Origin of the sequence: Stenotrophomonas sp. STK17_22, from assembly GCF_051983905.1 — a bacterium.
GTDB classification, from domain to species: Bacteria; Pseudomonadota; Gammaproteobacteria; order Xanthomonadales; family Xanthomonadaceae; genus Stenotrophomonas; species Stenotrophomonas maltophilia_A.
In genome coordinates this window covers 3,102,287-3,125,796 of sequence record NZ_CP197010.1, presented here as the reverse complement: position 1 = coordinate 3,125,796, position 23,510 = coordinate 3,102,287, and the positions used below count along the sequence as shown (strand labels likewise).

The following is a 23,510-nucleotide window of genomic DNA, read 5'->3' as shown; positions in this document are numbered from 1 at the left end:
CGCCCGGTGCTGCCGGGCTCATGCCAGTACCGGAGATCGTCATGGCAGAAGCAAAGAAAATCGGGGTGGTCGGAGCCACCTTCCTCGTCGCCGGCAACATGATGGGCTCAGGCGTGTTCCTGCTGCCATCGAGCCTGGCCAAGATTGGTACCGCCTCGATCTGGGGCTGGTTGATCACCACCGCCGGTGCGCTGTTGTTGGCCTTCGTGTTCGCCAAGCTGGGCAAGCTGGCACCCAAGGCGGGCGGCCCGTACGCCTATGCGCGCGACTGGTTCGGGCCGTACATGGGCTTCCAGACCAACACCATCTACTGGTTCGCCAACTGGATCGGCAACGTCGCCATTCCGATCGCCGCAGTGGGCTATTTCAGCTACTTCTTCCCGATCCTGTCCGAGCCGCTGGTGCGCTGCATCGCGGTGCTGATCCTGGTGTGGGCGCTGAGTTTCGCCAACGTGATCGGTCCGGCGTTCGTCAGCCGGGTGCAGACCGTCACCACCAGTTTTGCGCTGGTGCCGATCCTGGGCATCGCCATCTTCGGCTGGTTCTTCTTCGATGCCGACATTTTCAAGGGCGCCTACAACGTGTCCGGCGAATCGAACTTCGGCGCGATCTCCAGCGCCGCGGCGCTGACGCTGTGGGCCTTCATTGGTGTCGAGTCGGCCTCGGTCACCGCTGGTGTGGTCGAGAACCCGGAAAAGAACGTGGCCCGCGCCACCCTGGCGGGTGTGTTCCTGGCCGCCATCGCCTACATCGCCAGTTCCTCGGTGATCATGGGCATGGTGCCCAATGGCGAACTGCAGACTTCCGATGCGCCGTTCGCACTGGCTGCGGCCAAGGCCGTCGGTGGCTGGGGTGGTGCGCTGGTCAGCCTGTGTGCCTTCATCGGTGCCGCCGGTTCGCTGGGCGGCTGGATCCTGCTGACCGCGCAGAGCGCCAAGGCGGCCTCCGATGACGGCCTGTTCCCGAGCATCTTCAGCAAGACCAACAAGGACGACGTGCCGGTCAAGGGTGTGCTGATCGTGGCCGTGCTGATGACCCTGGCGGTGCTGGTCACCTCCACCTCGGAAACCGCGTCGGCACAGTTCGACGTGATCACATCGGCGGCGGTGGTGCTGACCCTGCTGCCCTACATCTACTCGTGCGTGGCCTGCTACTTCGTGGTCGAGCGCTCGCACACCCTGGTCCACACCGGTGCGTTCTGGACCCTGACCAGCCTGACCGTCGTTTACTGCCTGTGGGCGATCTACGGCTCGTCGGGAACCATCGTGCAGTACGCCTTCCTGTTCGTGCTGTTCATCACCGTGTTCTATCCCTTCTTCAGCGAGGAGCGCCGCCAGCAGCGGCAGCGCGCCCGCGAGGCCTCGGCGATCAGCGCCGGCGCCCAGCGTTCCTGAGTTAGACAAGGAGAATCAACGTGTACTTCAAGTCCCTGGACTACCCGGTCATTGTCATCGACAACGACTACGAGTCGCCGCGCATCGGCGGCATCCTGATCCGCGCCCTGGTGGAGGAGCTGCGCAGCAACGACCAGCGCGTGCTGTGCGGCCTGAACCTGGATGATGCCCGCGCCGGTGCCCGCACCTACGTGGCGGCCTCGGCGGTGCTGATCTCGATCGACGGCAGTGAAGAGGTGGATGGCGAGTTCCAGCGCCTGACCGCCTTCCTGCGCGAGCAGAGCGCACGCCGCGCCAATCTGCCGGTGTTCCTGTACGGCGAGCGCCGCACCATCGAGAAGGTGCCGAGCAAGCTGCTCAAGTACATCCACGGTTTCATCTTCCTGTTTGAAGATACCAAGAGCTTCATCTCGCGGCAGGTGATGCGCGCGGCCGAAGACTACATGAAGAACCTGCTGCCGCCGTTCTTCAAGGCATTGATCCACCATGCGGCCGAGTCGAACTACTCTTGGCACACGCCCGGCCATGCCGGCGGCGTGGCGTTCACCAAGTCGCCGGTCGGTCGTGCATTCCATCAGTTCTACGGCGAGAACACCCTGCGCAGCGATCTGTCGATCTCGGTGCCGGAGCTGGGCTCGCTGCTCGACCACACCGGCCCGATCAAGGATGCCGAGAACGAGGCGGCGCGCAACTTCGGTGCCGACCATACCTTCTTCGTCACCAATGGAACCTCCACCGCCAACAAGATCGTCTGGCATGGCACGGTGGCCCGTGGCGATGTGGTGTTCGTCGATCGAAACTGCCACAAATCGCTGCTGCACGCGCTGATCATGACCGGCGCGGTGCCGGTGTATTTCACTCCCAGCCGCAACGCGCATGGCATCATCGGCCCGATCAGCCTGGACCAGTTCACGCCCGAGTCGCTGCAGCAGCGTATCGCCGCCAACCCGCTGGCCAGCAAGGCCTACAAGGCCGGCTCCAAGCCGCGCATCGCGGTGGTCACCAACTCCACCTACGATGGCCTGTGCTACAACGCCGAGAAGATCGCCGACGAGATCGGCAGCGCGGTGGACTTCCTGCATTTCGACGAAGCCTGGTACGCCTACGCTGCGTTCCATCCGTTCTACGAGAACCACTACGGCATGGCCAAGGGCAAGCCGCGCGAGCAGGATGCGATCATCTTCACCACGCATTCCACGCACAAGCTGCTGGCCGCGTTCTCGCAGGCCTCGATGATCCACGTGCGCAACTCGGCGCAGCGCGACCTGGATGCCGAGCGCTTCAACGAATCGTTCATGATGCACACCTCGACCAGCCCGCATTACGGGGTGATCGCGGCCTGCGATGTGGCGTCGAAGATGATGGAAGGCGATGCCGGCCGTTCGCTGGTACAGGAAATGCACGACGAGGCGATCGCGTTCCGCCGCGCGATGCTGCACGTCCGCGATGATCTCGGCCGCGACGACTGGTGGTTCAGCGTGTGGCAGCCGACCCAGGTCGAGCGCAGTCTGGACAAGGGCGATACGCCGGCACCGATGGTGGCCAAACGCGAGGAGTGGTACCTGCAGCCGGATGCGCACTGGCACGGCTTCGAGAGCCTGGTGGATGACTATGTTCTGATCGACCCGATCAAGGTGACCCTGCTGACGCCGGGCCTGGCGATGGACGGCAGCATGGGCAAGCTGGGCATTCCGGCGGCGGTGCTGAGCAAGTTCCTGTGGGGCCGCGGCATCACCGTGGAGAAGACCAACCTGTACTCGGTGCTGTTCCTGTTCTCGATGGGCATCACTAAGGGCAAGTGGAGCACCCTGGTCACCGAACTGATGGCGTTCAAGGAACTGTACGACTGCAATGCGCCGCTCAGCCAGGCACTGCCGACGCTGGCCGCCGACTATCCGAATGCCTACGCCGGTTGGGGCCTGCGTGACCTGTGCGACGCGCTGCATGCGTTCAACCAGGAGTTCGCGGTGGCCAAGGTGATGCGCGAGATGTACGTGGATCTGCCAACCCCGGTGATGACCCCGGCCGATGCCTACAACCACCTGGTGAAGGGCGAGATCGAGCGGGTCGACATCGAGCAGGTCAGTGGTCGCATCGCCGCGACCATGCTGGTGCCGTACCCGCCGGGCATTCCGACCATCATGCCGGGCGAGCGCTTCGGCGACAGCGATGAGCCGATCATCCAGTCGCTGCGCATCGCCCGTGAGCAGAATGCCCGCTTCCCGGGCTTCGAGTCGGACGTGCACGGGCTCATCATCGAGAACGACGGCGATGTGACCTCGTACAAGGTGGAGGTACTGAAGGCCTGACCGGCGACGGTCGGCCCTTCGGCGAACGATGGATACCGCGCGCGAGCAACGCATCCTGAAGTTCTCGATCGGGGTCACCATCGCGGTCAGCGTGGTCGGCTTCAGCGGTGGCCTGCTGGTGGGATCGCAGGCCATCCTGTTCGACGGTGTGTACAGCCTGGTCGACGTTGCCCTGACCCTGGTGTCGCTGTCGGTGCTGCGGCTGGTGGCGCGGGAACAGAGCCCGCGCTTCCAGTACGGCTACTGGCACCTGGAGCCGATGGTCGAGGCGCTGGGCGGTGTGATCCTGTCGCTGGCCTGCGTGTATGCGCTGGCCAACGCGGTGATCGGTTTGACCACGGGCGGACACGAGGTGAAATTCGGGCCCGCGCTGTGGTGGGCGGCGCTGCTGAGTTCCAGCAACCTGGCGATGGCGGCGTTCGTCGCCCAGCGGGCGCGGCGCCTGCGCTCGGCGCTGTTGTGGCTGGATGTACGGGGCTGGCTGCTGGGTGGGTTGATGAGCCTGGCGGTAGTGCTGGCCTTCGTACTGGCCCTGGTCCTGCATGGCGGTGAGTGGCACCACTGGGTACCGTACCTGGATTCGATCGTGCTGGCATTGATCAGCCTGGCGGTACTGCCGGTACCGGCGCGCAGTGCGTGGAAGGCCATGCGCGAAGTACTGCAGGTGGCGCCGGATGATCTGGACCGGCGCGTGCAGCGGGTCATGCAGGCATTCGTGGCCGAGCGTGGCTATGCCGGTTTCACCAGCCACGTGGCGAAGATGGGGCGGATGCGCTTCATCGAAATCCATGTGCTGGCCGATCCGGCTACGCCCTTGGGCTCGGTGGGCGAGGTCGATGCGATGCGTGACGAGATCGCGGTCAGGCTGGATGCTCGGGGCAGCACGTTCTGGTTGACCATCGATTTCACCGCAGACCCAGCGTGGACGTGATCACGCTTCTGTAGAGTCGAGATTGCTCGACTGCTTTTCGTCAGCGGAAGTCGAGCAGGCTCGATTCCACGGGATCGCGTGATCGTTGCGCGTGGCAGACCGGTCTGTTGCACCGGATCCGTTTGACCTCAACCGGGGTTGAGGTCACAGACTGCCGGCATCCCCCACGAGGCGCGCGGCATGAACCTGCTGACCACACCGGACCTCAGCCATGGCCTGCTGGAACTGTTCAATCCACCGGGCCTCTACGATCCTTCGGCCAACGGCTACTCACACGTGGCGGTGGTGCACCTGCCGGCACGGGTGATCCATGTCGCAGGGCAGGGCGGCGAAGATGCGCAGGGCCGCCTCTCGCCCAGCTTCGAAGAACAGGTCGTGCAGGCGCTGGACAACCTGCAGACCGCGCTGCGATCGGCGCAGGCAACCCTGGCCGATGTGGCGCGGCTGCGCATCCTGGTGGTCGGCCACGATGAGGACCGGCTGGGCATCATTGCCCACCAGGTGCGGCGGCGCTGGCCGAACCGCGCGGCGCCCACCTGCACGCTGATCCCGGTGCCGCGACTGGCGTTGGACGGCATGCTGTTCGAGATCGAGGCGGAGGCCTACGCCGCCTAGCGCAGGTAGTACTCCACCGGCACCACCAGTTCCTGCGGTGCCTTCAGTTCATCGGGAATGGGCGGCAGCGGCTGCGCGCGACGGAAGGTCTGCAGCGCAGCGTCATCGAGCATCGGCTGGCCACTGGACTGCTCCAGCCGCAGCGCCAGCAGGCGACCTTCGCGGTCGATGCTGGCCCTGACCCAGGCAGTGCCCTGCTGCCGGCGCGAGCGCGCGGCGGCAGGGTAATAGCGGTAACGCTCCAGCCGCGCCATCAGGCGGGCTTCCCACTGGTCGCTGGCGGCGCCGGCCTGGAAGTCCGCCGGTGGCGCGTCTGGAGCGGGCGGCGCGGCCGTGATCGATGCCGGTGCGGGACTTGCATCGGTCGCGGCCGCAGGCGGGGCGACCGGCAGCGGCTTTCGACCCGTCCCGCCCGTTTCGCTGGCGGCCAACTCGCCCTCGCGCGCGGCGGTAGGCTTCGGTGGTGGCGGCGACTTGGTCGGTTGCGATGCACGCGCCTGCTGCGCCTGGCTGGGGGTGTCGGCCTGGCGCTCCTCTACGGGCTGTGGCGGCGTGGCCGGCGCCAGCAGGCGCAGGCTGATGCGCACGTCCTGCTCCGGCGGCGGCAGCATCGGCGGCGCTGCCACCCAGTGCAGCAACAGCAGCAGGGGCAGCAGGTGCAGGACGGCGGTGATCGCGATCGCCTGCCAGTGTTGGCCGCGCTCACTCATCGTCCAGCACCCACAGCAGATCGGCATCCGCCGCATCCACGGTTTCACCCGGCGAAGCCAATGCGATCACCAGAGCAGGCGTAGCCGGTGACAGGTAGCCCGGTACCCCGGTACCGCGCAGTACATGCCAGCGCCCCGCTACCAGCAGCGCGGGTGCGGGGGCTGCGGTCAGCACCTGTGCCATGCGCGTGTCGCGGGCCTGTTGCACGGCCAGCATCCCTTCCAGCATCGGTGCTGCGTCTGCGTGCTGGGCCAGCACCACCGCCGACAGGCGCTGGCGGGCAGCGGCCACCGGGAACCGCACGCCCTCGGTGGACGCGAGCAGCGCGTTGACCTCGGCACGCGACAGGTTGCCGCCGAACAGCGGCGTGCCTGCATCGGCAGCATCCTGTACCAGCCCGCCATACGCGGCCCACGGCCAACGCGTATCCCAGTCCAGCAGTTCCTGCAGGCGTGCACCTTCGGCCTGGTTGCCCTTGGCCAGCCAGCGCTGCACCCGCTGCAGGCGTGGCTGGCGCTCGCTGGCGATCATTTCCAGCACCAGCGAACCCTGCGGGCGCCGCCGCTGCAGCGCCTGCAGCAGCCAGCGCTGGGCGGCGTGGTCTCCGGCGAGGTCATGGCGCTCACCCAGCAGCAGCCTCCGGGCGTCCGCCGCACGCGCCACGAACGCGGCTTCGTCCAGGTGCCGGCCGTTGGCCAGGTCGATCACTGAGCCAGGCATCGGCTGCGCGCTGGCCACGGTCGCCAGCGCGAGCAGGCAGACGGGCAGCCAGCGACGGCTAGAACGCCACATTGACGCCCATCGAGACGGTACGGCCACGGCCGTTGCCGCGGTCCAGGATCGGACTGAAGATGCTGTCGATCGAGGCATTGTTGTCATAGGCCTTGTTCTGCAGGTTTTCGATGTTCAGCCACAGCGTGGTGTTGGCCTGCGGCTTGAAGCTGGCGTAGAAGTCCAGCAGCACGCCGGTGCCGCCGGTCTTGCGGGTCTGGAAGAAGTCGTAGCCTTCCTCGGTCGGACCGGAGTACTCGGCGCGCAGGCCGGCCTGCACGCGCTGCTGCCACCAGCGGCCGCCCACGTCCAGCGTCCAGTAGCGGTCGGGCAGGGCGGTGATGTCTTCCAGGTTGACGAACTCGATGGCCGGCGCGCTGGTGCGCGAGCGGGTCCAGCTCAGCGTGGCGTGGTAGTGCTCGCTGGCGTAATGGGCTTCCAGTTCGATGCCGCGCATGCGCACCACGCCGGGGTGGTTCATCCAGCGCGTGGTGGTGCTGAAGTCGTCCACGTCCAGCGCATCGGTCCAGGCAGTGAGCTGCGGATCGCTGTCGATCGGCACCACGAACGGTTCCACTTCCGGCGGATGCACGATCAGCAGATACTGCGGCTTGATGTAGTCGCGGATGCGGTTGTCGAAGCGGGTGATCCTCAGCTGTGCCAGGTCACCGTCGACCAGCAGCGAGTCGGTGCTGAGGTTGGCGCCGAACTGCAGGTTGCGCGAGCGCTCGCGGCGCAGGAACGGGTTGGCGCCCACGCCATCGGCATCGCTCATGCCTTCCAGCGGGATCTTCTCGAAGAACATCTCCTGCACCCGCGGCGGCCGCGACGTGCGCGAGACCTCGGCGAACAGCTGCATCCAGTCGGTGGCCTGCAGTGAAACCGCCAGGCTCGGGCTGAGTGCGCGCTCGGTGCGACGCACGTCGATGTCGCCGCCATTGATCTCCGCGCACTGGCCGGGCACATCCGAGCACACCGGGATGTGACCACGGATGCCGAAGCGGTCCTGGCGCAGTCCTGCGGTCAGGGCATAGATGTCGTACTGCAGCTCCAGCGTGCTGAACACACTGTCCAGCTGGCTGCGACCCTGCGGGTTGGCACCGCGCAGGATGGGCGTATCGGCCACATAGATGTCCGATTGGTGCTTGATGCCGGTGTTCCAGCGCGCCTGCAGTGCACCGATGTCGAAGCGGCTGGTGTTGTCCACGGTCCAGCTGCTCAGGCTGCTGTGGGTGCGGCGGCCGATGTAGCTGGAGTCCTCCACCGGCGGGTAGAACAGCCGGGTCTTGTTGCTGGCGAAGGTCGCACGCAGGTCGATCCACGGCGAATAGGGTGTGTAGTGGTAACTGGCGCGCTGGTTGCGCGCGGAAATCTGCCACGGATAGTTGTGGTAGAAGTCGTTTTCGTAACGCATGTGGCTCAGGTCCAGCCGATGCTGGTCGCTGGGCTGCAGGCGCGCCTTCAACAGCCAGCTGCTGGGCTGCTGGCTGCCCGGGTCGGCGTTGTTCTTCTGCCCGCGTGCGGTCGCGTATTCGCTGCTGCGGCTGCTGCTGGCGGCGGCCAGCAGGCCGAACTGGCGGTCGCCACCCTCTTCGCTGTGGCGCCAGGCACCGGCGAAGGTACGGCCACTGCCGTAGCCGTTGTTGCCGTGGCGGTAGCCCGCACGCAGGCCCCAGTCGCGCCCCTCGCCGAGCAGATCGTCGATGTCCAGCGTGCGGAAGTTGGCACTGCCGGCCAGCGTGCCGGCGCCATCACCACCGGCGACCGCACCGCGCTGCACGTCCACACCGGCCAGCAGGAAGGGATCGACATAGGCGAACGGACCACCCGAGCCATGCCCGGCATTGTTGCGGAAGGTCTGGGTGACACCGTCGATCATGGTGTTGACCCGGCCAGCACCGGTCATGCCGCGGATGTTGACCTGCAGGCCCGGCTGGCTGCGCGAATGGAAGCTGTGGGTGCCAGGCATCGAGCGCAGCAGGCTGTTGCCTTCCTGGCGTTCAGCCATCGCCACGCGCTCGCTGCCGATCGAAGGCGCAAAGCCATCGCGGGTGGCTGGTACATATTGACTGGCGCCGGCACCCGGTGCCTGACCGTGTGCGGTAGTACCCTGCACCCGCAGCGGGCCAGTGCGACGGCTGCCATCGGCGCGTTCAGCCGGTGCCGGCTCCAGGGCGGCACGACGCGCATCGACGAAGCGCGGGCGCAGGCCGCTGCCTGCCAACAGGCGCGACAGGGCCTGCGCATCGTCGAAATCACCACGCAGGGCAGGGGCAGCGTGGCCGGCGGGCAGCGCCGCGCCGATCACCAGATCGACGCCGCTCAGGCGGCTGTAGGTATCCAGCGCGGCCGCCAGCGGCTGTGCGGGCAGATCGTAGTGGCGGCTGACAGCCTGCGCCTGGGCGCTGGCAGGCAGCAGTGGAATCGCGCTGGCACAGGCCAGCGACAGGGCGAGGACAAGGGGGCGGTGGCACAGCATCGGGGGCTCCAGGGGCTGACGCAGAGCGTCGTCATCCTGGGTAGACGCAGCCGCAGGCCGGATGTCAGGGTCCATCACGCTGTTCCCTGCGTGGCGGCAGCCACACCTGTATGCCCGCGCCGAGGTGCAGCACGCGCACCTGCAACTGAGTGGCCAACTGGTCGCGATTGCCGGCCGCACCGTCGGCACTGCCAAGCAGGGTGACCGGCTGCTGGCGCAGCTGCTCGCCGACGACCCACGTGTGCCCGCCGTGCCAGCGGTCCAGGCCCTGCGTGACGTCGGCCAGCGGGGCCGAGACCCAGTGCAGGCGCCGCGCGCGCCAGGCCAGTGTTCCCGGGGCGGTGGTTGTTGCATGGGCTGTTGACTGCCCATCGAAGCGCAGCTGCTCGCCGTCGTTGGCCAGCATGCTGGCGTTGCCGCTGTCCACGCGCACGCGATGCTCGGTAACGGTGACCACGCTGCTGTTGCCCTGCGCGGCAAGATCGAATGCGGTCCCCAGTGCAGTGACGGTGCCCTGCGGAGTGTGTACCTGGAAGGGCCGGTCGGCATCGGCGGCGACCTGGAACCAGGCCTGGCCACGCTGCAGCTGGAGCTGGCGGCGCTGCCCATCGATGCGCACCTTCACTTCGCTGCCGGGTGACAGCAGGACATGCGAACCATCCGGAAGGGTCTCCTCGCGGATCTCGCCAGCGGCCGTACGCAGTACCTGCGCCACCGGCGGCGAGGCATGGCGGCTGTAGAAACCCAGCGCACACAGAAACAGAACCGCAATGCCGGCTTCGCGCAGGCGACGGCGTTGCCTGCGCTGCTGTTGCCGCTGCAGGCTGGGCAGCGTCGCGCCTGCCTGCCACAGGTGCTGCAGATACTGGTACTGCGCGGCATGGCGAGGGTCGGCCTGGTACCACTGGTCGAACGCGTTCTCGTCGCGGTCACCGTCGTGCCCGTCCAGCCACCAACGTGCGGCTTCACGCGCGATCGCGTCCTGGCTCATGCGCCGGGCACCTGCTGCAGGGCGACGAGGGCGCGCAGCAGATGGCCGTGCGCGGTCTGCCGGCTGATGCCGAGCTGGCGCCCGATCTCAGCCAGCGCCAATTGTTCAACCCGCGCCAGCAGGAACACCTGGCGCGAGCGCGGTGGCAGCGCGGCGATGATCGCGTCGAGGTGGCGCAGCTGTTCGGCGTCGAGCAGTCGCTGCTCGGGCAGTGGTGCAGGATCGGCGATGGCCTGCAGCTGCGTGTCATCCGGTACCTCTTCGCGACGGCGCTGGCGCTGCCGGTAGTGATCCGCGATCAGGTTGTGGGCGACGCGGTACAGATAGGCGCGGCCGTTGCTCAGCAGGCCGCTGGCGGCGACTTTGACGACACGCAGCCAGGTTTCCTGGACGACGTCATCGGCGTCGCTGCGTTGCGGGAGTTTGCGGCGGACATGGGCGTGCAGCGGCCGGTAATGGGCCGCGCACAGCTGCGCGACATCCGTCGGTTCGACAGGCGTGGACACGGGGCGGGCGACAACTGGGAAAGGGAACAGCCCGCGGCGGCAAGGGCAGCGGCTGCACCTTACAGCAAAAGAGAATCATTTGCATCCATGGCGCGAGGCACGGCACGCATGGGTCACCGCGGCGTCAGCGCGGACGATAGTCGCAGTGGATCTGCAGGGCTTCGGTGGCGTTGTGATGCAGCTCGAAGCCGCACTGCTGCAGGCTGCGCTTCACCTGCACGACGGCTTCGGAATGACGGGCAACGCGACGATCCTGCCAGCGCAGTGGGGTGAACACGCCCAGGGGCAGCAGCCGCAGCCGCTTGCCGTGCAGTACCAGTGAGACATCGACATGACGGCCATCGATGTCGTGGCCGTTGGCACCGAAGATGGCATCGATCTCATCGCGGCGCTGCGGATAACAGGCACGGAAGAGGGTGATGCCGAGCCGACGCACCAGGCGGCGGAAGCCACCGAGACGGCTGTGGCTGGGTTCGAAGCCACGGGTGAGCAGTAGCCGCAGCCCCACAGGCAGCATTGCCTGTGCGTCGAGCAGGCGTTGCAGTACCTCTTCTTCCAGTTGGATGCGGGTGGAGGGCCAGCGCGGGGCGATGAGCAGTCCGTGGTGGTTGCCGCGTTGCAGGGTCAGCATCGGTGAAGCTTCGCACGCGGCCGAACAGCCGCGGTAGTGCCGGCCGCTGGCCGGTAGATTCGAATGCCGGCCAGCGGCCGGCACTACCGTGACGATCGTCAGAGGTCGCGGTACTGGATCTGCGAAGCCAGTACGCGCAGGCCGTCGGCATTGCTGGACAGGATGCGCTCTTCGCCAACACCTTTCTGCCGTTTCAGCTGGAAGCCCTGATCCGCAGGCAGTTGTGCGGCGATGGCGTCCATGCGCTGCAGGGCATCAGGGCCGCTGCAGTCGAAGTGGCCCCAATAGACGCCATCGCGGTGGATCTGCAATCGATAGTTCATCGCGGTGTCTCCGGCAGGTCCTGCAGCCAATGGTCGAACATCGCGGTGGCGGCCGCGGCCAGTGGTGCGCCATAGCGACGCGCCTGCGCGCGCAGATCATTCGGATCGATGCCGGCCTGGGCCAGCTCCAGCGTGTGGCCGACCAGCCAACGCTCGAACTGGCGGGCGTCCAGTTCCGGATGGCATTGCAGGGCCAATGCGTGGTTGCCGATGGCGAAGGCCTGGTGGCGGCAGGCCGGCGTGCTGGCCAGGCGGCGTGCACCGGCCGGAAGGTCGAACGCCTCACCATGCCAATGCAGTACCGGAATGCCCTGCAGGGCCTGCAGCGGTGAACGCTGGCCTTCATCGGTCAGCAGCAGTGGCGCAAAGCCGATTTCCTTGCCGCCGCTGGGAGCGACACTGGCACCGAGTGCACGCGCCATCAGTTGTGCACCCAGGCAGATGCCCAGGGTTGGCCGCTGCTGCTGCAGCCGGCGCTGCAGCAGGGCGATGCTGTCGGTGACGAAGGGATAGGTCTCTGTGTCATTGGCACTGATGGGGCCGCCCAGCACCACCAGCAGGTCGGCCACTTCGGCCGGATCGAGCGCATCGACGCCGGCCTGCAGCACCTGCAGCTGCCAGCCTTGTGCCAACAGCAAAGGCTGCAGGGTGCCGAGGTCTTCGAAGGCGACGTGTTGCAGAACGACTGCGTGCTTCATGCCGGGGCTCCGCTGTTCGGCCAGTAGAAGCTGTCCGGGGTGGCGCGGGCGCCGAAGATGGCCTGGCCGACGCGGACCACGGTGGCACCTTCCTCGATGGCCACTTCGAAATCACCGGACATGCCCATCGACAGCTGCGACAGGTCAAGGCCGGGCGGGGCGGTGCGTTGCAGCTGGTCGCGCAGTTCGCGCAGGCGCACGAAGCAGGCGCGCACGCGCTCGACGTCGGGGGTGAAGATGGCCAGGGTCATCAGGCCGCGCACACGCAGGCGATCGAAGGCCGGCAGCTGCTGCACGAAGGCCTCGACCGCGTCGGGTTCCAGTCCGTACTTGCTCGGCTCGGCCGAGGTGTTGACCTGCACGAACACATCCAGCGTGCGGTCTTCCAGTTGCAGGCGCTGCTGCAGGGCCTCGGCCACGCGCAGGCTGTCCAGCGCCTGGAACTCGCTGGCAAAGCGCGCCACGTAGCGCGCCTTGTTGGTCTGCAGATGGCCGATCACCGACCAGTGCACGGCCAGGTCGGCCATCGTTTCGGCCTTGCGCTGTGCTTCCTGCACCTTGTTCTCGCCCAGTTCATGGCAGCCTGCGGCCACCGCCATGCGGATGCGGGCTTCATCGACGGTCTTGCTGACCGGCAGCAGGCGCACGCTGGCCGGGTCCCGGCCGACGCGGGCGCAGGCATCGGCGATGCGTTGGCGCACCGTGACCAGGTTGGTGGCGATCTGTTCAACGGACTGGGCGACGGGCCAGTCGGCGGCGGCAAGGGGCATGCGGGCACCTCCAATGCAGGGCGGCCAGGGTGGGATACACTGGCACAGGACAAGAGATATTTTGGCATAGGACAAAATGAAAATCACCGGGCATAGCGCCGAGTCGATCTTCGACAGCATCCGCGACGGCATCGGCAAGGGCCGCCTGCCGGCCGGCAGCGTGCTGCCGCCGGTGCGTGAACTGGCCGAGCAACTGGGCGTGAACCGCAACACCGTGGCCGCTGCCTACAAGCGCCTGGATGCGGCGGGCCTGGCCAGCACGGCGGGCCGCCGTGGCACGGTGGTGCGCGGATTGCCGCCGACGCTGGCGCGCGAGGGCAGTACGCCCGGGCTGGCGCTGCAGGACCTGGCCGGTGGCAATCCGGATCCGCGCCTGCTGCCGAACCTGCGCCTGGCCCCGGCCGCGCCGCGTTTGTACGGCGTAGGCACGGTCGACCCGAGGTTGCAGGCGCTGGCGCGCGCCTCGCTGGATGCGGACTGCCCGGAGGGCTATGCGCTGGAGCTGACCCATGGCGCGGTTGATGGCATCGAGCGCCTGCTGGCGGCGTGGTTGCTGCCAGGAGACCGCATCGCGGTGGAGGATCCATGTTTCCTCGGTAGCCTCAATGTGCTCAATGCTGTGGGCCACGCGCCGTTGCCGGTGGCGGTGGACGCGCATGGCATGCAGGTCGATTCGCTGCGGCAGGCGCTGGAGGCCGGTGCACGCGCGGTGCTGCTGACCCCGCGTGCGCACAACCCGACCGGGGCCAGCCTGGATGCGAAGCGGGCACGGGCGTTGCGCCAGCTGCTGGCGGCCTACCCGCAGGTGGCGGTGCTGGTCGACGATCATTACGCGCTGCTTTCGCAGCAGGCCTACCACTCGGTACTGCCGCTGGATGGCCGGCGCTGGGCGCTGTTGCGTTCGTTGTCCAAACCGCTCGGCCCCGACCTGCGCCTGGCCTGGCTGGCCTGCGATGAAGAAACCGCGATGCGGTTGCGGCTGCGATTGGCGTCCGGCACCGGCTGGGTCAGTCATCTGCTGCAGGATGCGGCGACGTCGGTGCTGGCGTCGGCAACGCAGCGGGCGAAGATCGCCTCGGCAGGTGAGCGTTACCAGCAGCGCCTGCAGTCGCTGCAGGAGTTGCTGCGCGCGCGTGGCATGCCGACGCCGCTGCCAATGGAGGGATTGAACTTGTGGCTGCCGTTGTCGGCTGACAGCCATCCTCAGGTGCTGGCACTGGCTTCGCGCGGATGGCATGTGCGGGCGGGCGAAGTGTTCGCGGTGGCGGCGCCGGGACATGGCCTGCGCATCACCTGTGCGGCGCTGGGGACGACGCAGCTGCGGCAGCTGGCCGATGACCTGGCGGCCGTGTGCGGGGTGTAGCGTCGAGCATGGCTCGACGCTACAGAAGCCGATCAGGGCGCGGCGTTGGCGCCAGGGCGCACGTAGTAGGACTGGCCGCTGTCATCGACGAACATCAGCTCCGGCTTGCCCTGCCAGGAGGTGAGCATGGCGCCGGTATTGTTCTGGTGCTTGACCATCAGGCTGGCGCCGCGATCCGGGTTGGCGACGACCTTGAATACTTCGGTAGTGCCGGTGGCATCGTCGAGGGTGAGCAGGGCTTCGCCGCCGCGGTCGCTGGTGCCATAACCACCACGCTCCGAACCGTCGGGGCCAAGCAGGATCAGGCCAGACAGGGCGGTGGCGCGCGGCCCCTGGGTGCGGCCCTGGCTGAGCGGGTCGGGGACCGGTGCGCCGAGGATTACCCGCGGTTGGCCGCTTGCATCGTGGATGATCAGCCCGCGTGCCTCGATGATGCGCTGTGGCGATTGGCTGCGATGCAGGTTCCAGGCGGTCCAGCCGGAAACAAGCAGGGCGAGGGTGGAGACCACCAGTGTGGTCAGCAGCAGCGCACGGGGCATCGGGTGGTCCTTCCTTGGATGTGCCGACGATAGCGGATGCAAAAGGGGATGGGTAGAGTCGACTGTCAGTCGACTGCTGTTCGATCAGATCACGGAGATTCCCGCGCTGGCGCGCGCAAGTCGACTGACAGTCGACTCTACCTCTACCTGCTCGACATCACCCAGTGGCCGTTACGCGGTGATTCCCGGCGTCAGTGGAAATCGCGGCTGTGGCTGCGCAGTCCCTGCAGCAGTTCATCCAGGCAGTGCATGCGTTGCACGATGACGTGCTGGACGCCATCGACGCGTTCCAGGCGACCATCGACCTGCATCAGCTGGGTATCGACCTGCACCCGGTGCTGGCGATCGGCCAGGTGCCGCCAGACCACGGCGTTGACCATGCCGGTCTCATCCTCGAGCGTGAGGAAGGTGACACCGCTGGCGGTCTGTGGGCGCTGGCGCATGCGTACCAGGCCGGCGATGCGCACGCGACGGCCATGGCCGTGGGCAGCCAGTTGTGCGGCATCCAGGCAGCCACGGGTGCGCAGTTGCGCGCGCAGGAACGAGATCGGATGGCGGCCCAGCGTGGTGCCGGTGCTGCGGTAATCGGCCTGCATGTCTTCCCAGGCGCTGGGCAGGGGCAACGGCACGCGGGCTTCGGCGGTGGCGCGGGCCTGGTCGAACAGCGGCAGCCGGTTTTCCACGCCGGAGATATCCCAGCGTGCACGATGGCGATGGCCACTGAGCCCACGCAGCGCACCGGCATCGGCCAGCAGGCCCTGCTGGCGGCGATCCAGGGCGGTGCGCTGGCACAGGTCGCCCACATCGTCGAACGGGCGCCGCGCACGTTCGCGCATGATGGCCTGCACGGCGGGCTCGTTGCAGCCATCGACCAGGCGCAGGCCGAGCCGGATCGCCGCCGGCCCCTTGCTGAAATCCAGGGTGCAGTCCCAGTCGCTGTGGCGCACGTCCACCGGCAGCACGCGGATGCCGTGCCGGCGCGCGTCCTGCAGCAGCTGGTCGGGGCTGTAGAAGCCCAGCGGCTGGCTGTTGATCAGGCTGGCGGTGAACGCGGCGGGGTGATGGCATTTCAGCCAGCAGCTGTTATAGGTCAGCAGGGCGAAGCTGGCGGCGTGGCTTTCCGGGAAACCGTAATCACCGAAGCCCTTGATCTGCTCGAACAGGTGCTCGCCGTACTCGCGGCTGAAGCCGTTCTTCAGCATGCCGGCCAGCAGCTTCTCGCGATGCGGTTCCAGACCGCCACGGCGCTTCCACGCCGCCATCGAGCGGCGCAGGGCATCGGCCTGGCCCGGCGTGTAGCCGGCCGCTTCCACCGCCAGCTGCATCACCTGTTCCTGGAACAGCGGCACGCCCAGCGTGCGTGCGAATACGCGTTCCAGCTGCGGTGGGTAGAGCGGGTTGTCCGGGTCGTTCAACGCGTCCGGTCCCTTTTCGCGCAGGATCCGGCGCCGCTCCAGATAGGGGTGCACCATGTCGCCCTGGATCGGGCCAGGGCGCACGATCGCCACCTCGATCACCAGGTCATAGAACGTGCGTGGCTGCATGCGCGGCAGCATCGCCATCTGTGCGCGCGATTCGATCTGGAACACGCCGATGGTATCGGCGGCGCAGATCATGTCGAAGGTCTTTGCATCCTTGGGCGGGATCGCATCCATGCGTCCTTCATGCAGGCCGTGCTGCTTCAACATCGCCAGGCATTTGCGGATGGCGGTGAGCATGCCCAGCGCCAGGCAGTCGACCTTCATCAGGCCGGTGGCATCCAGATCGTCCTTGTCCCACTGGATGACGGTGCGGTCGGCCATCGCCGCGTTTTCCACCGGCACCAGGGTCGACAGCGGATGCTCGGAGATGACGAAACCACCCGGATGCTGAGACAGGTGGCGCGGGAAGTCGATCAGTTCATTGGTCAGTGACAGCAGCCGCCGCATCAGCGGCGTGTCCGGGTCGAAGCCGCGCTCGCGCAGGGTTTCCGGCAGCGGGATGCTGCCACCCCAGTGGTCCATCGCCGCGCCGAGTTCGTTGACCTGGTCCATCGGCAGGCCGAGCGCACGGGCCACGTCGCGGATCGCGCTGCGGCCACGGTAGCTGATTGCTACTGCGGTCAGTGCGGCGCGCTCGCGGCCATAGCGCTTGAACACGTACTGCAGCACTTCCTCGCGGCGCTCGTGCTCGAAGTCGATGTCGATGTCCGGCGGCTCATTGCGCTCGGCGGAGATGAAGCGTTCAAACAACAGATTGCTGCGCGCAGGATCGATCTCGGTCACGCCCAGCACAAAGCACACCGTCGAATTGGCCGCCGAGCCGCGGCCCTGGCAGAGGATGTCCTGGCTGCGGGCGAAGCGCACGATGTCATGCACGGTAAGGAAGTAGGAGGCGTAGTTTTTCTCCCGGATCAACGCCAGCTCATGTTCGATCTGTTTGCGTTGTGCCGGTTCGATGCCGCCTTTCCAGCGCCACGGGATGCCGCGCTCGACCAGCACGCGCAGCCAGCTGTCCGGGTCGTGGCCCTCGGGTACCAGTTCACGTGGATAGGTGTACTGCAGCTGCTCCAGGGTGAAGTGGCAGCGCTCGGCGATGCGCAGGGTTTCGGCCAGCAGTTCGGGCGGATACAGCTGGGCCAGCGCGGTACGCGGGCGCAGGTGGCGCTCGCCGTTGGGAAACAGGCGCCAGCCGGCCTCGGCCACGCTGCAGCGGTGGCGGATCGCGGTCAATGTGTCCTGCAGGGCGCGGCGGCGGCGCACGTGCATGTGCACATCACCACTGGCGACCAGCGGCAGGTGGTGGCGTTCGCCGAAGGCCTGCAGCTGCTGCAGGCGACGCGCGTCGTCATGCTCATGGTGCAGCTCCACCGCCAGCCACAGCCGATCATCGAAGCCGGTGCGCAACAGTTCCAGATCGATGGCGGCCGGTTGCCGGTCCAGCCACAGGCACAGCAGGCCCTCGGGCAGGCCGAGCAGGTCCTCGCGCAGGCAGCGGTATTCGCCCTTGGCCGCGCGCCGCCGGCAGGTGGTGATCAACTGGCAGAGACCGGCATAGGCGGCCTGGTCGGTGCACAACAGGGCCAGCTTCGGCCCGTCCTCGACCTGGAATTCGGCGCCGACGATCAGCGCCACGCCATGCGTCTTCGCCGCCTGCCAGGCGCGCACGATGCCGGCCAACGAGCATTCGTCGGTGATCGCCAACGCGCGGTAGCCCTGGCCGGCGGCGCGCGCGAACAGTTCTTCGGCAATCGAGGCGCCACGCTGGAAACTGAAGGCCGACAGGCAGTGCAGTTCAGCGTAGCCGGGCAGTTCGTTGTGCATGGCGGCTCAGCCGAACCAGCCGTGCAGCATCCACGGCGCATGCGGATCATTGCGTGTGCGGAACGCCCAGCCGCGCTGGCCATGCGCGGTTTCCACCACGTAGTAGTCGCGGCGCGCATCGGCCTGGTCCCACCAGCCCGATTCGATCCGCTCCGGCCCGGCGATGATACGCAGGCGGGGATCACGCAGCGGTTGCGGGGTGTCCAGCAACCAGCCAGGGCGCAGCGGCCAGTACGACGGAGGCTTGGCCGCAGGCTGGCTGCCACTGGCGCGTTCGGGGCGATGGTCGGCCTGCACCGCCAGCGGCTGCACGGCGTCATCGCCCAGCCGCGCGCGCAGGCGCTCGCGCAGCTGGTTCCAGGGCATTGCCTGTGCCGGCCGGGTGTCGAACAGGTCACGCGCGGCGGGCACGAATGGTGGCAGTTGCTCGGCCTGCAGGCGCAGTGCACGGCTGCCGGCGGGCAGGGCAAAGGCTTCCATGCGGTTGCGCGCGATCTCGAACAGCAGCGCGGGATCGCGCTCGGGTGCCAGCAGGCCGATGGTCAGCACGCTGGCCGGCAGCAGGTCATGCTCGAAGTGCAGGTCGAAGCGCTGTACGCCGCCATCGCGCGAGCACAGGAAGGCCGCCAGGTCCAGCAGCAGGCGGCGCAGCGGGAACAGCAGGGCCTGGCTGGATTCGATCTCGTATTCGAATTCGATGCGCGCATCGAAACGGTCCGGTGGCTGGTAGTAACGCAGTGGCGCGGTGGGCAGGCCGCGCAGCGCATCCAGCTGCTGCAGCACCTCGGGTGAGAAGCGCCGGGCCAGGCTGTCGCGAGGGAGTTCGAGCACCGCACCCAGCGTGCGCAGCCCGGAACGACCGAGCACGGTCACCGCGTCGCTGGGCAGGCCGCAGCGCGGCAACGGCAGCTGCGCCAGTGTCGCTGGCAGCTGCTGCGCATCGATGCCGAGGCCGTCGTGGACGTTGGCCAGCACGCGCGCGGCATGCGCGGTGGGTGCGGCCACCAGGCGATGGCGGAAACCAAGCTCATGCAGTTCGCCGCGCAGGCGCTTTTCGATCGTCAGCCAGTCACCGAACAGGGCGCGACTGGCTCCGATCTCCATGACCAGCGCGTGCGGAAAATCGAGGCTGACCTGCGAGCTGTAGGCGTAGGCCCAGCTGGCCAGCAGTTGCCGGGTGTGCTGTTCGGCGTTCGGGTCGTAGTCGTGCAGGTGCATGTCCTGCACCAGCACCTGCGCAGCCGACAGCAGCATGCCCGGGCGCAGCCCCGCTGCGCGTGCCGACGGGCTGACCGCACGCAGCACGCGGCGCTGTACCGGCCCCTGCAGCAGCACCAGTGGCCGCTGCGGGTCCGGCTGCAGGCGCAGTACGCTGTCCAGCGCCAGCTGCGGCAACAACAGGCAGGCCCAATGCATGGCGCAGCCTCAGTGGGCGATGGCCAGTGGCAACGGCTGTGCGGGTGGCAGGCCGCCACGGCACTTCAGCACCCGTACCTGGCCGTGGTCGAGCTGCAGGCGCAGGCTGGCCGGGGAGGGGTTGCGCGCTGCCTGCGCCTCGCGGAACACGAAGCCCAGGCACTGGCCGCTGTCGGCAGCCACCTGCAGGCGGCGCAGTGAGCGGTCGTCGGCCTGGTGTGGCCAGCACAGTACCGCCGCGCAGGCGGCCGAGCGCAGGCACTGTTCGGCAGCCCACAACGCCTGCTTCGGCGCGGCGTGGATGATCTGCAGCTGGGCCAGGTCCAGCCCGGCTGCAGCCCAGGCCGGGGCATGCGGGCGGTAGGGCGGGGCGACCAGCACGATCGGGCGGTCGCGCTGGCTCAGCTTCGCCAGCGCCGGCCAGACCAAGGCCAGCTCGCCCACGCCGGGCGCGGCCTGCAGCACCTCGCACAGCCCGCTGGCCGGCCAGCCACCGCCGGGCAGGCGTGCGTCCAGTGCCGGGTGACCGCTGGCCAGGTGGTCGCTGGCCGGCCCCTGGCGGGCCGGGCCGCGCCACAGCTGGCGGCCGTCCAGCAGCCGGTCGAGGGCGACGACGGCGCCCATCAGCCGGTCCTCCAAGGGAGGTGCCGGGTGGGCTGGAAGCGGCAGGAACGGGCGGAAACGGCAGGCATGGCGCGAGTATCGACGGGCCGGTATCAGGGGCTGAGACCGGACATGCTACTCGCGTTGTGAGTAGAATTACTAATGAAATCGGAAGGTCGGGTTTCAGGTTGCTGAAGGGCTAAAGCATCCACGCATGGCGTGGATCTACCAGGGTTCTCTCCAGTAGATCCACGCCATGCGTGGATGGGAAAACGGTGCCGACCAGGGTCGGCACCTACAGGCACGGGCACTCCCGGTTACGGGCGGACCGGCAGCGCGACCGGGCGCAGCGGCGCGGCATCGCCGCCGCGGATCTTCAGCGGGCCGCCGATGAAGGCGAACTCATAGACCTTGTCGCGGGCCAGTTCGTCCAGCGCCACCAGCTCGATGATCGGCGCGCCCTGCTGGGCCAGCAGGTAGGTGTGCAGCGGCACGTAGTCGTCGGACACCTCCGAGGGGAAGGTCTCGAAGCTGAGGTTGTCGGCGCCGACGATCATCGCGCCGCTGTCCTCCACCAGGAAGCGCGCCGCGTCCAGGCCCATGCCCGGCGGGTTGGCCATGTAGGCCTTGGGCTGTTCGAACAGGCGCATGCGGCCGGTGCGGATCAGCACCACGTCGCCCTGCTGCAGCTTCACCTGCTGGCGTGCCAGCGCATCCTTCAGGTCCTGGCGGGTGACGCGGTAGCTGTCCGGCAGCATGTCCACGCCCTTGGCGCCGGCCACGTCGATCAGCACGCCACGCGCGATCAGCGGCGGGAATTTCTCGATGCCGGTGACATTCCAGCCACGGTCACCGAGGTGCTTGTCGGCCTCGAAGCCGTTCCAGATCTTTCCGTGGATGCCGAAGTGGTTCAGCGCATCGATGTGGGTGCCGGTGTGGCTGTACATCGAGAATGCGGTGCCGGTGTAGCTGCGGGTGAGGTTCATGGTCTCGCCCACGCCCATCGGATCATCCATCACCGTGCCGCGCGGGGTGTGGGTCATCCAGAACTGGTAGTGCGGGTCGCCGGCATCCTGCCAGCTGGGCATGCCGACGTAGTATTCGGTGGCCAGGTCATAGGCCTTGCCGCCGCTCACCCGCGACAGGATCGCCGCACGCGAGGCCTCGGTGATCAGGTTGAGGCGGCCGATCTCGTCCTTCGGCCCCCAGGGGCTGGTGCCGACCTGTTGGCCGGAGGGAACGCGTTCGTGCGCGGAAACGGTGGTGGAAGCGGCGGTGCCGGCCAGCAGCAGGGCCAGCGCGGTGGCCAGGGTACGTGAGGTCATGGGGAATCTCCTTGCAGGGTGGGGGACGGTGCGGCTCAGGCCGCGACCAGGTGCGCCAGGGCCTGGCGCAGTTGCGGCAGCGGCAGGGTCTGCAGGCGCAGGCCGTTGCCGCCGATCACGGTGGGAATGGAGCGGATGCCGAGGGTCGCGGCTTCGGCACGGTCAGCCTGCACACGCCGGGCTGCTGCGTCGCTGCGCATGTGGTCAGCGAAGGCGCCACGCGGGTGGCCCAGTGCTTCGGCGATATCCAGCAGTACTTCGGCGTCGCCGATGTTGCGGTGCTGGTGCAGGTGCGCCCATTGCACGGCATCAAACATCGCGCCATGGGCGTCGTTGCCACCGAGCATGCCGGCGGCCTGGCAGGCCAGTGCGCCGAGCCAGCCGGACGGATACTCGAAGTCCTGTGCGCGCATGCCTTCGATATCGATGCGCGCGGTGTCTTCATGCGCGGCGCAGTCGGTCCAGTGGCGCAGGATGATCGCCTTGGCGCGCTCCATCGAGCCGAACACCTCGACCATCTGCGCGCGCGAGTCCTGCAGCACGAAGCTGCGGTGGCGCACCTGGATGCCGAGTTCGGCCGAGACCTGCTGCAGGCGAGGGGCCAGCACGAAGCACCAGCCGCAGACCACGTCGTGGAAGAAATCGACCACCGGCGCGGCGGTGGCGGGGGAAGGAACGGAAGACATCTGCCTGCCATCGGTGAGAGGGGAGGCGGCAGAGTAGGCAGCGCGGCGTGGCCGAAACAGCACGCTGCGGGCAGCTCAGTTTTCGCTGGCGGTTACGAATCCAGGCCGGCGCAGCCGGGCAGCTCGGCGTGCAGGAAATCGATGAAGGCACGCACCTTGGGCTGCAGGTGGCGCGAGGTGGGGTAGACCGCATGCACGAAGCGTGGTGGATAGCGGTGGTCGGGCAGCACCTGCTGCAGTTCGCCACGGGCCAGCACCGGTGCCGCCAGGAACGAGGGCAAGGCGCCGATGCCCATGCCGGCCACCAGCAGGTCGCGCAGCAGCAGGCTGTTGTTGACGGTGACGCGCGCCGGCAGGGTGATGGTCACCTGGCCGTCGGGGCCGAGCAGCGGCCAGCTGCCGGGCGAGTCGGACAGGCTGTAGGCCAGCACGCTGTGCGTCTGCAGATCGTCCACCGCCTGCGGTGCCGGATGCTGCCGCAGGTAGGACGGGGCAGCGCACAGCACCTGCTGCAGCGAGGCCAGGCGGCGCGCCACCAGTCGCGAGTCGTCCAGCTCGGCACGCAACCGCAGCGACACATCGAAACCTTCGCCCACCGCATCGAGCAGGCGGTCTTCCATCACCAGGTCCAGCGACAGCTGCGGGTGCTGCTGCAGGAAGCGCGGCAGCAGCGGCGACAGCGTGCTCAGTGCGAATGATTGCGGTGCGTTCACGCGCAGGCGTCCGGCCACGTCGCCACGCTGTTCGGCGATGCCACGCTCCAATGCATCCAGCTCGTCGAGCAGGCGGCAGCATTCGCGGTAATAGGCGTGGCCGGTCTCAGTCAGGCTCATGCGCCGCGTGGTCCGCTGCAGCAGCACCACGCCCAGGTGCGCTTCCAGGGTGCGCAGCTGCTTGCTCAGGCCGGCCGGCGACATGCCCAGGTCTTCGGCGGCGCGGGCCAGCCCGCCGCGTTCGACGATGCGGCGGAAGGCACGCATCAGGTTGAAGGAATCCATGCCGGTCCCGGGCGCGATGAGGGCGCCATTGTAGATCCACGCCATGCATGGATGTGGGAAACGTGGTGCCGTCCACGATGGTCATCCACCGGGGAGCGCGCCGGGTTGCGCCGTTTGTTCAAGCCGGCGCCCCATACGCGGCGCCAGCA

Annotated in this window: 21 protein-coding genes; 5 read left to right on the top strand and 16 right to left on the bottom strand. The window is 67.8% G+C overall.

All coding sequences use genetic code 11. The features are described from left to right. Positions 1-41: 41 nt before the first annotated feature. The 4 genes from adiC (at position 42) to ACSYS9_RS14500 (ending at position 5,249) form a co-directional block, all read left to right on the top strand. Positions 42-1,394, top strand: coding sequence for an arginine/agmatine antiporter (adiC, locus tag ACSYS9_RS14515; protein ID WP_005410068.1), 1,353 nt, complete (start codon positions 42-44; stop codon positions 1,392-1,394). Positions 1,395-1,414: 20 nt separating this feature from the next. Beyond that, positions 1,415-3,703 carry an Orn/Lys/Arg decarboxylase N-terminal domain-containing protein gene (locus ACSYS9_RS14510; RefSeq protein WP_071228838.1) on the top strand — a complete coding sequence of 763 codons (2,289 nt, stop codon included), beginning with the start codon at positions 1,415-1,417 and terminating at the stop codon, positions 3,701-3,703. Between the two features lie 28 nt (positions 3,704-3,731). Further along, entirely contained in the window at positions 3,732-4,634 is a 903-nt protein-coding gene (locus tag ACSYS9_RS14505; RefSeq protein ID WP_071228839.1) for a cation diffusion facilitator family transporter, read from the top strand. 180 nt (positions 4,635-4,814) lie between these two features. Next, on the top strand, positions 4,815-5,249 hold the full coding sequence (locus ACSYS9_RS14500) for a RidA family protein (protein WP_071228840.1): 435 nt from the start codon (positions 4,815-4,817) through the stop codon (positions 5,247-5,249). Here ACSYS9_RS14500 and ACSYS9_RS14495 read toward each other — a convergent pair. The 9 genes from ACSYS9_RS14495 to ACSYS9_RS14455 form a co-directional block, all read right to left on the bottom strand. Beyond that, positions 5,246-5,959 (bottom strand): energy transducer TonB family protein, encoded by a 714-nt coding sequence (locus ACSYS9_RS14495; RefSeq protein WP_071228841.1) that lies wholly within the window; start codon positions 5,957-5,959, stop codon positions 5,246-5,248. The genes ACSYS9_RS14500 and ACSYS9_RS14495 overlap by 4 nt on opposite strands. Then, positions 5,952-6,752, bottom strand: a complete 801-nt coding sequence (locus ACSYS9_RS14490) for a ChaN family lipoprotein (protein ID WP_071228842.1) — start codon at positions 6,750-6,752, stop codon at positions 5,952-5,954. The genes ACSYS9_RS14495 and ACSYS9_RS14490 overlap by 8 nt, the downstream gene beginning before the upstream one ends. Beyond that, the gene (locus tag ACSYS9_RS14485) at positions 6,739-9,210 is read right to left on the bottom strand and encodes a TonB-dependent receptor (RefSeq protein WP_071228843.1); all 2,472 of its coding nucleotides are present in this window, start codon (positions 9,208-9,210) and stop codon (positions 6,739-6,741) included. Before ACSYS9_RS14485 ends, ACSYS9_RS14490 begins: the two co-directional genes overlap by 14 nt. Before the next feature lie 64 nt (positions 9,211-9,274). Next, complete coding sequence (locus ACSYS9_RS14480) at positions 9,275-10,201, bottom strand: FecR family protein (RefSeq protein ID WP_071228844.1); 927 nt, start codon at positions 10,199-10,201, stop codon at positions 9,275-9,277. Beyond that, on the bottom strand, positions 10,198-10,707 hold the full coding sequence (locus ACSYS9_RS14475; protein ID WP_071228845.1) for an RNA polymerase sigma factor: 510 nt from the start codon (positions 10,705-10,707) through the stop codon (positions 10,198-10,200). Before ACSYS9_RS14475 ends, ACSYS9_RS14480 begins: the two co-directional genes overlap by 4 nt. Before the next feature lie 124 nt (positions 10,708-10,831). Beyond that, positions 10,832-11,338 (bottom strand): hypothetical protein, encoded by a 507-nt coding sequence (locus ACSYS9_RS14470; RefSeq protein WP_071228846.1) that lies wholly within the window; start codon positions 11,336-11,338, stop codon positions 10,832-10,834. Between the two features lie 98 nt (positions 11,339-11,436). Beyond that, positions 11,437-11,661 carry a hypothetical protein gene (locus tag ACSYS9_RS14465; protein WP_032129370.1) on the bottom strand — a complete coding sequence of 75 codons (225 nt, stop codon included), beginning with the start codon at positions 11,659-11,661 and terminating at the stop codon, positions 11,437-11,439. After that, entirely contained in the window at positions 11,658-12,359 is a 702-nt protein-coding gene (locus tag ACSYS9_RS14460) for a glutamine amidotransferase (RefSeq protein WP_071228847.1), read from the bottom strand. The genes ACSYS9_RS14465 and ACSYS9_RS14460 overlap by 4 nt, the downstream gene beginning before the upstream one ends. Continuing rightward, on the bottom strand, positions 12,356-13,129 hold the full coding sequence (locus ACSYS9_RS14455; RefSeq protein ID WP_071228848.1) for a YggS family pyridoxal phosphate-dependent enzyme: 774 nt from the start codon (positions 13,127-13,129) through the stop codon (positions 12,356-12,358). The genes ACSYS9_RS14460 and ACSYS9_RS14455 overlap by 4 nt, the downstream gene beginning before the upstream one ends. A gap of 76 nt (positions 13,130-13,205) precedes the next feature. On the opposite strand from ACSYS9_RS14455, the gene ptsJ reads away from it, so the two are divergent. Beyond that, positions 13,206-14,492, top strand: coding sequence for a MocR-like B6 salvage transcription factor PtsJ (ptsJ, locus tag ACSYS9_RS14450; RefSeq protein WP_071228849.1), 1,287 nt, complete (start codon positions 13,206-13,208; stop codon positions 14,490-14,492). Between the two features lie 32 nt (positions 14,493-14,524). On the opposite strand, the gene ACSYS9_RS14445 is transcribed toward ptsJ, so the two are convergent. The 7 genes from ACSYS9_RS14445 to ACSYS9_RS14415 all read right to left on the bottom strand — a co-directional run bounded on the left by ACSYS9_RS14445 (position 14,525) and on the right by ACSYS9_RS14415 (position 23,406). Continuing rightward, a complete protein-coding gene (locus ACSYS9_RS14445) occupies positions 14,525-15,031 on the bottom strand; it encodes a hypothetical protein (protein WP_046984666.1) in 507 nt (168 codons plus the stop codon). Between the two features lie 191 nt (positions 15,032-15,222). Continuing rightward, positions 15,223-18,333 (bottom strand): error-prone DNA polymerase, encoded by a 3,111-nt coding sequence (locus ACSYS9_RS14440; protein WP_440568076.1) that lies wholly within the window; start codon positions 18,331-18,333, stop codon positions 15,223-15,225. Between the two features lie 6 nt (positions 18,334-18,339). Next, positions 18,340-19,749: a Y-family DNA polymerase gene (locus ACSYS9_RS14435; RefSeq protein ID WP_071228851.1), complete on the bottom strand. Its 1,410-nt coding sequence runs from the start codon at positions 19,747-19,749 to the stop codon at positions 18,340-18,342. Positions 19,750-19,758: 9 nt separating this feature from the next. Next, positions 19,759-20,373, bottom strand: a complete 615-nt coding sequence (gene imuA / locus ACSYS9_RS14430; protein WP_012511391.1) for a translesion DNA synthesis-associated protein ImuA — start codon at positions 20,371-20,373, stop codon at positions 19,759-19,761. 296 nt (positions 20,374-20,669) lie between these two features. Then, positions 20,670-21,677, bottom strand: coding sequence for a cyclase family protein (locus tag ACSYS9_RS14425; RefSeq protein ID WP_049422824.1), 1,008 nt, complete (start codon positions 21,675-21,677; stop codon positions 20,670-20,672). A 35-nt stretch (positions 21,678-21,712) separates the two neighbouring features. Beyond that, entirely contained in the window at positions 21,713-22,363 is a 651-nt protein-coding gene (locus ACSYS9_RS14420; protein WP_049422823.1) for a DsbA family oxidoreductase, read from the bottom strand. 92 nt (positions 22,364-22,455) lie between these two features. Continuing rightward, positions 22,456-23,406 carry a LysR family transcriptional regulator gene (locus tag ACSYS9_RS14415; RefSeq protein ID WP_177179518.1) on the bottom strand — a complete coding sequence of 317 codons (951 nt, stop codon included), beginning with the start codon at positions 23,404-23,406 and terminating at the stop codon, positions 22,456-22,458. Positions 23,407-23,510 lie beyond the last annotated feature (104 nt).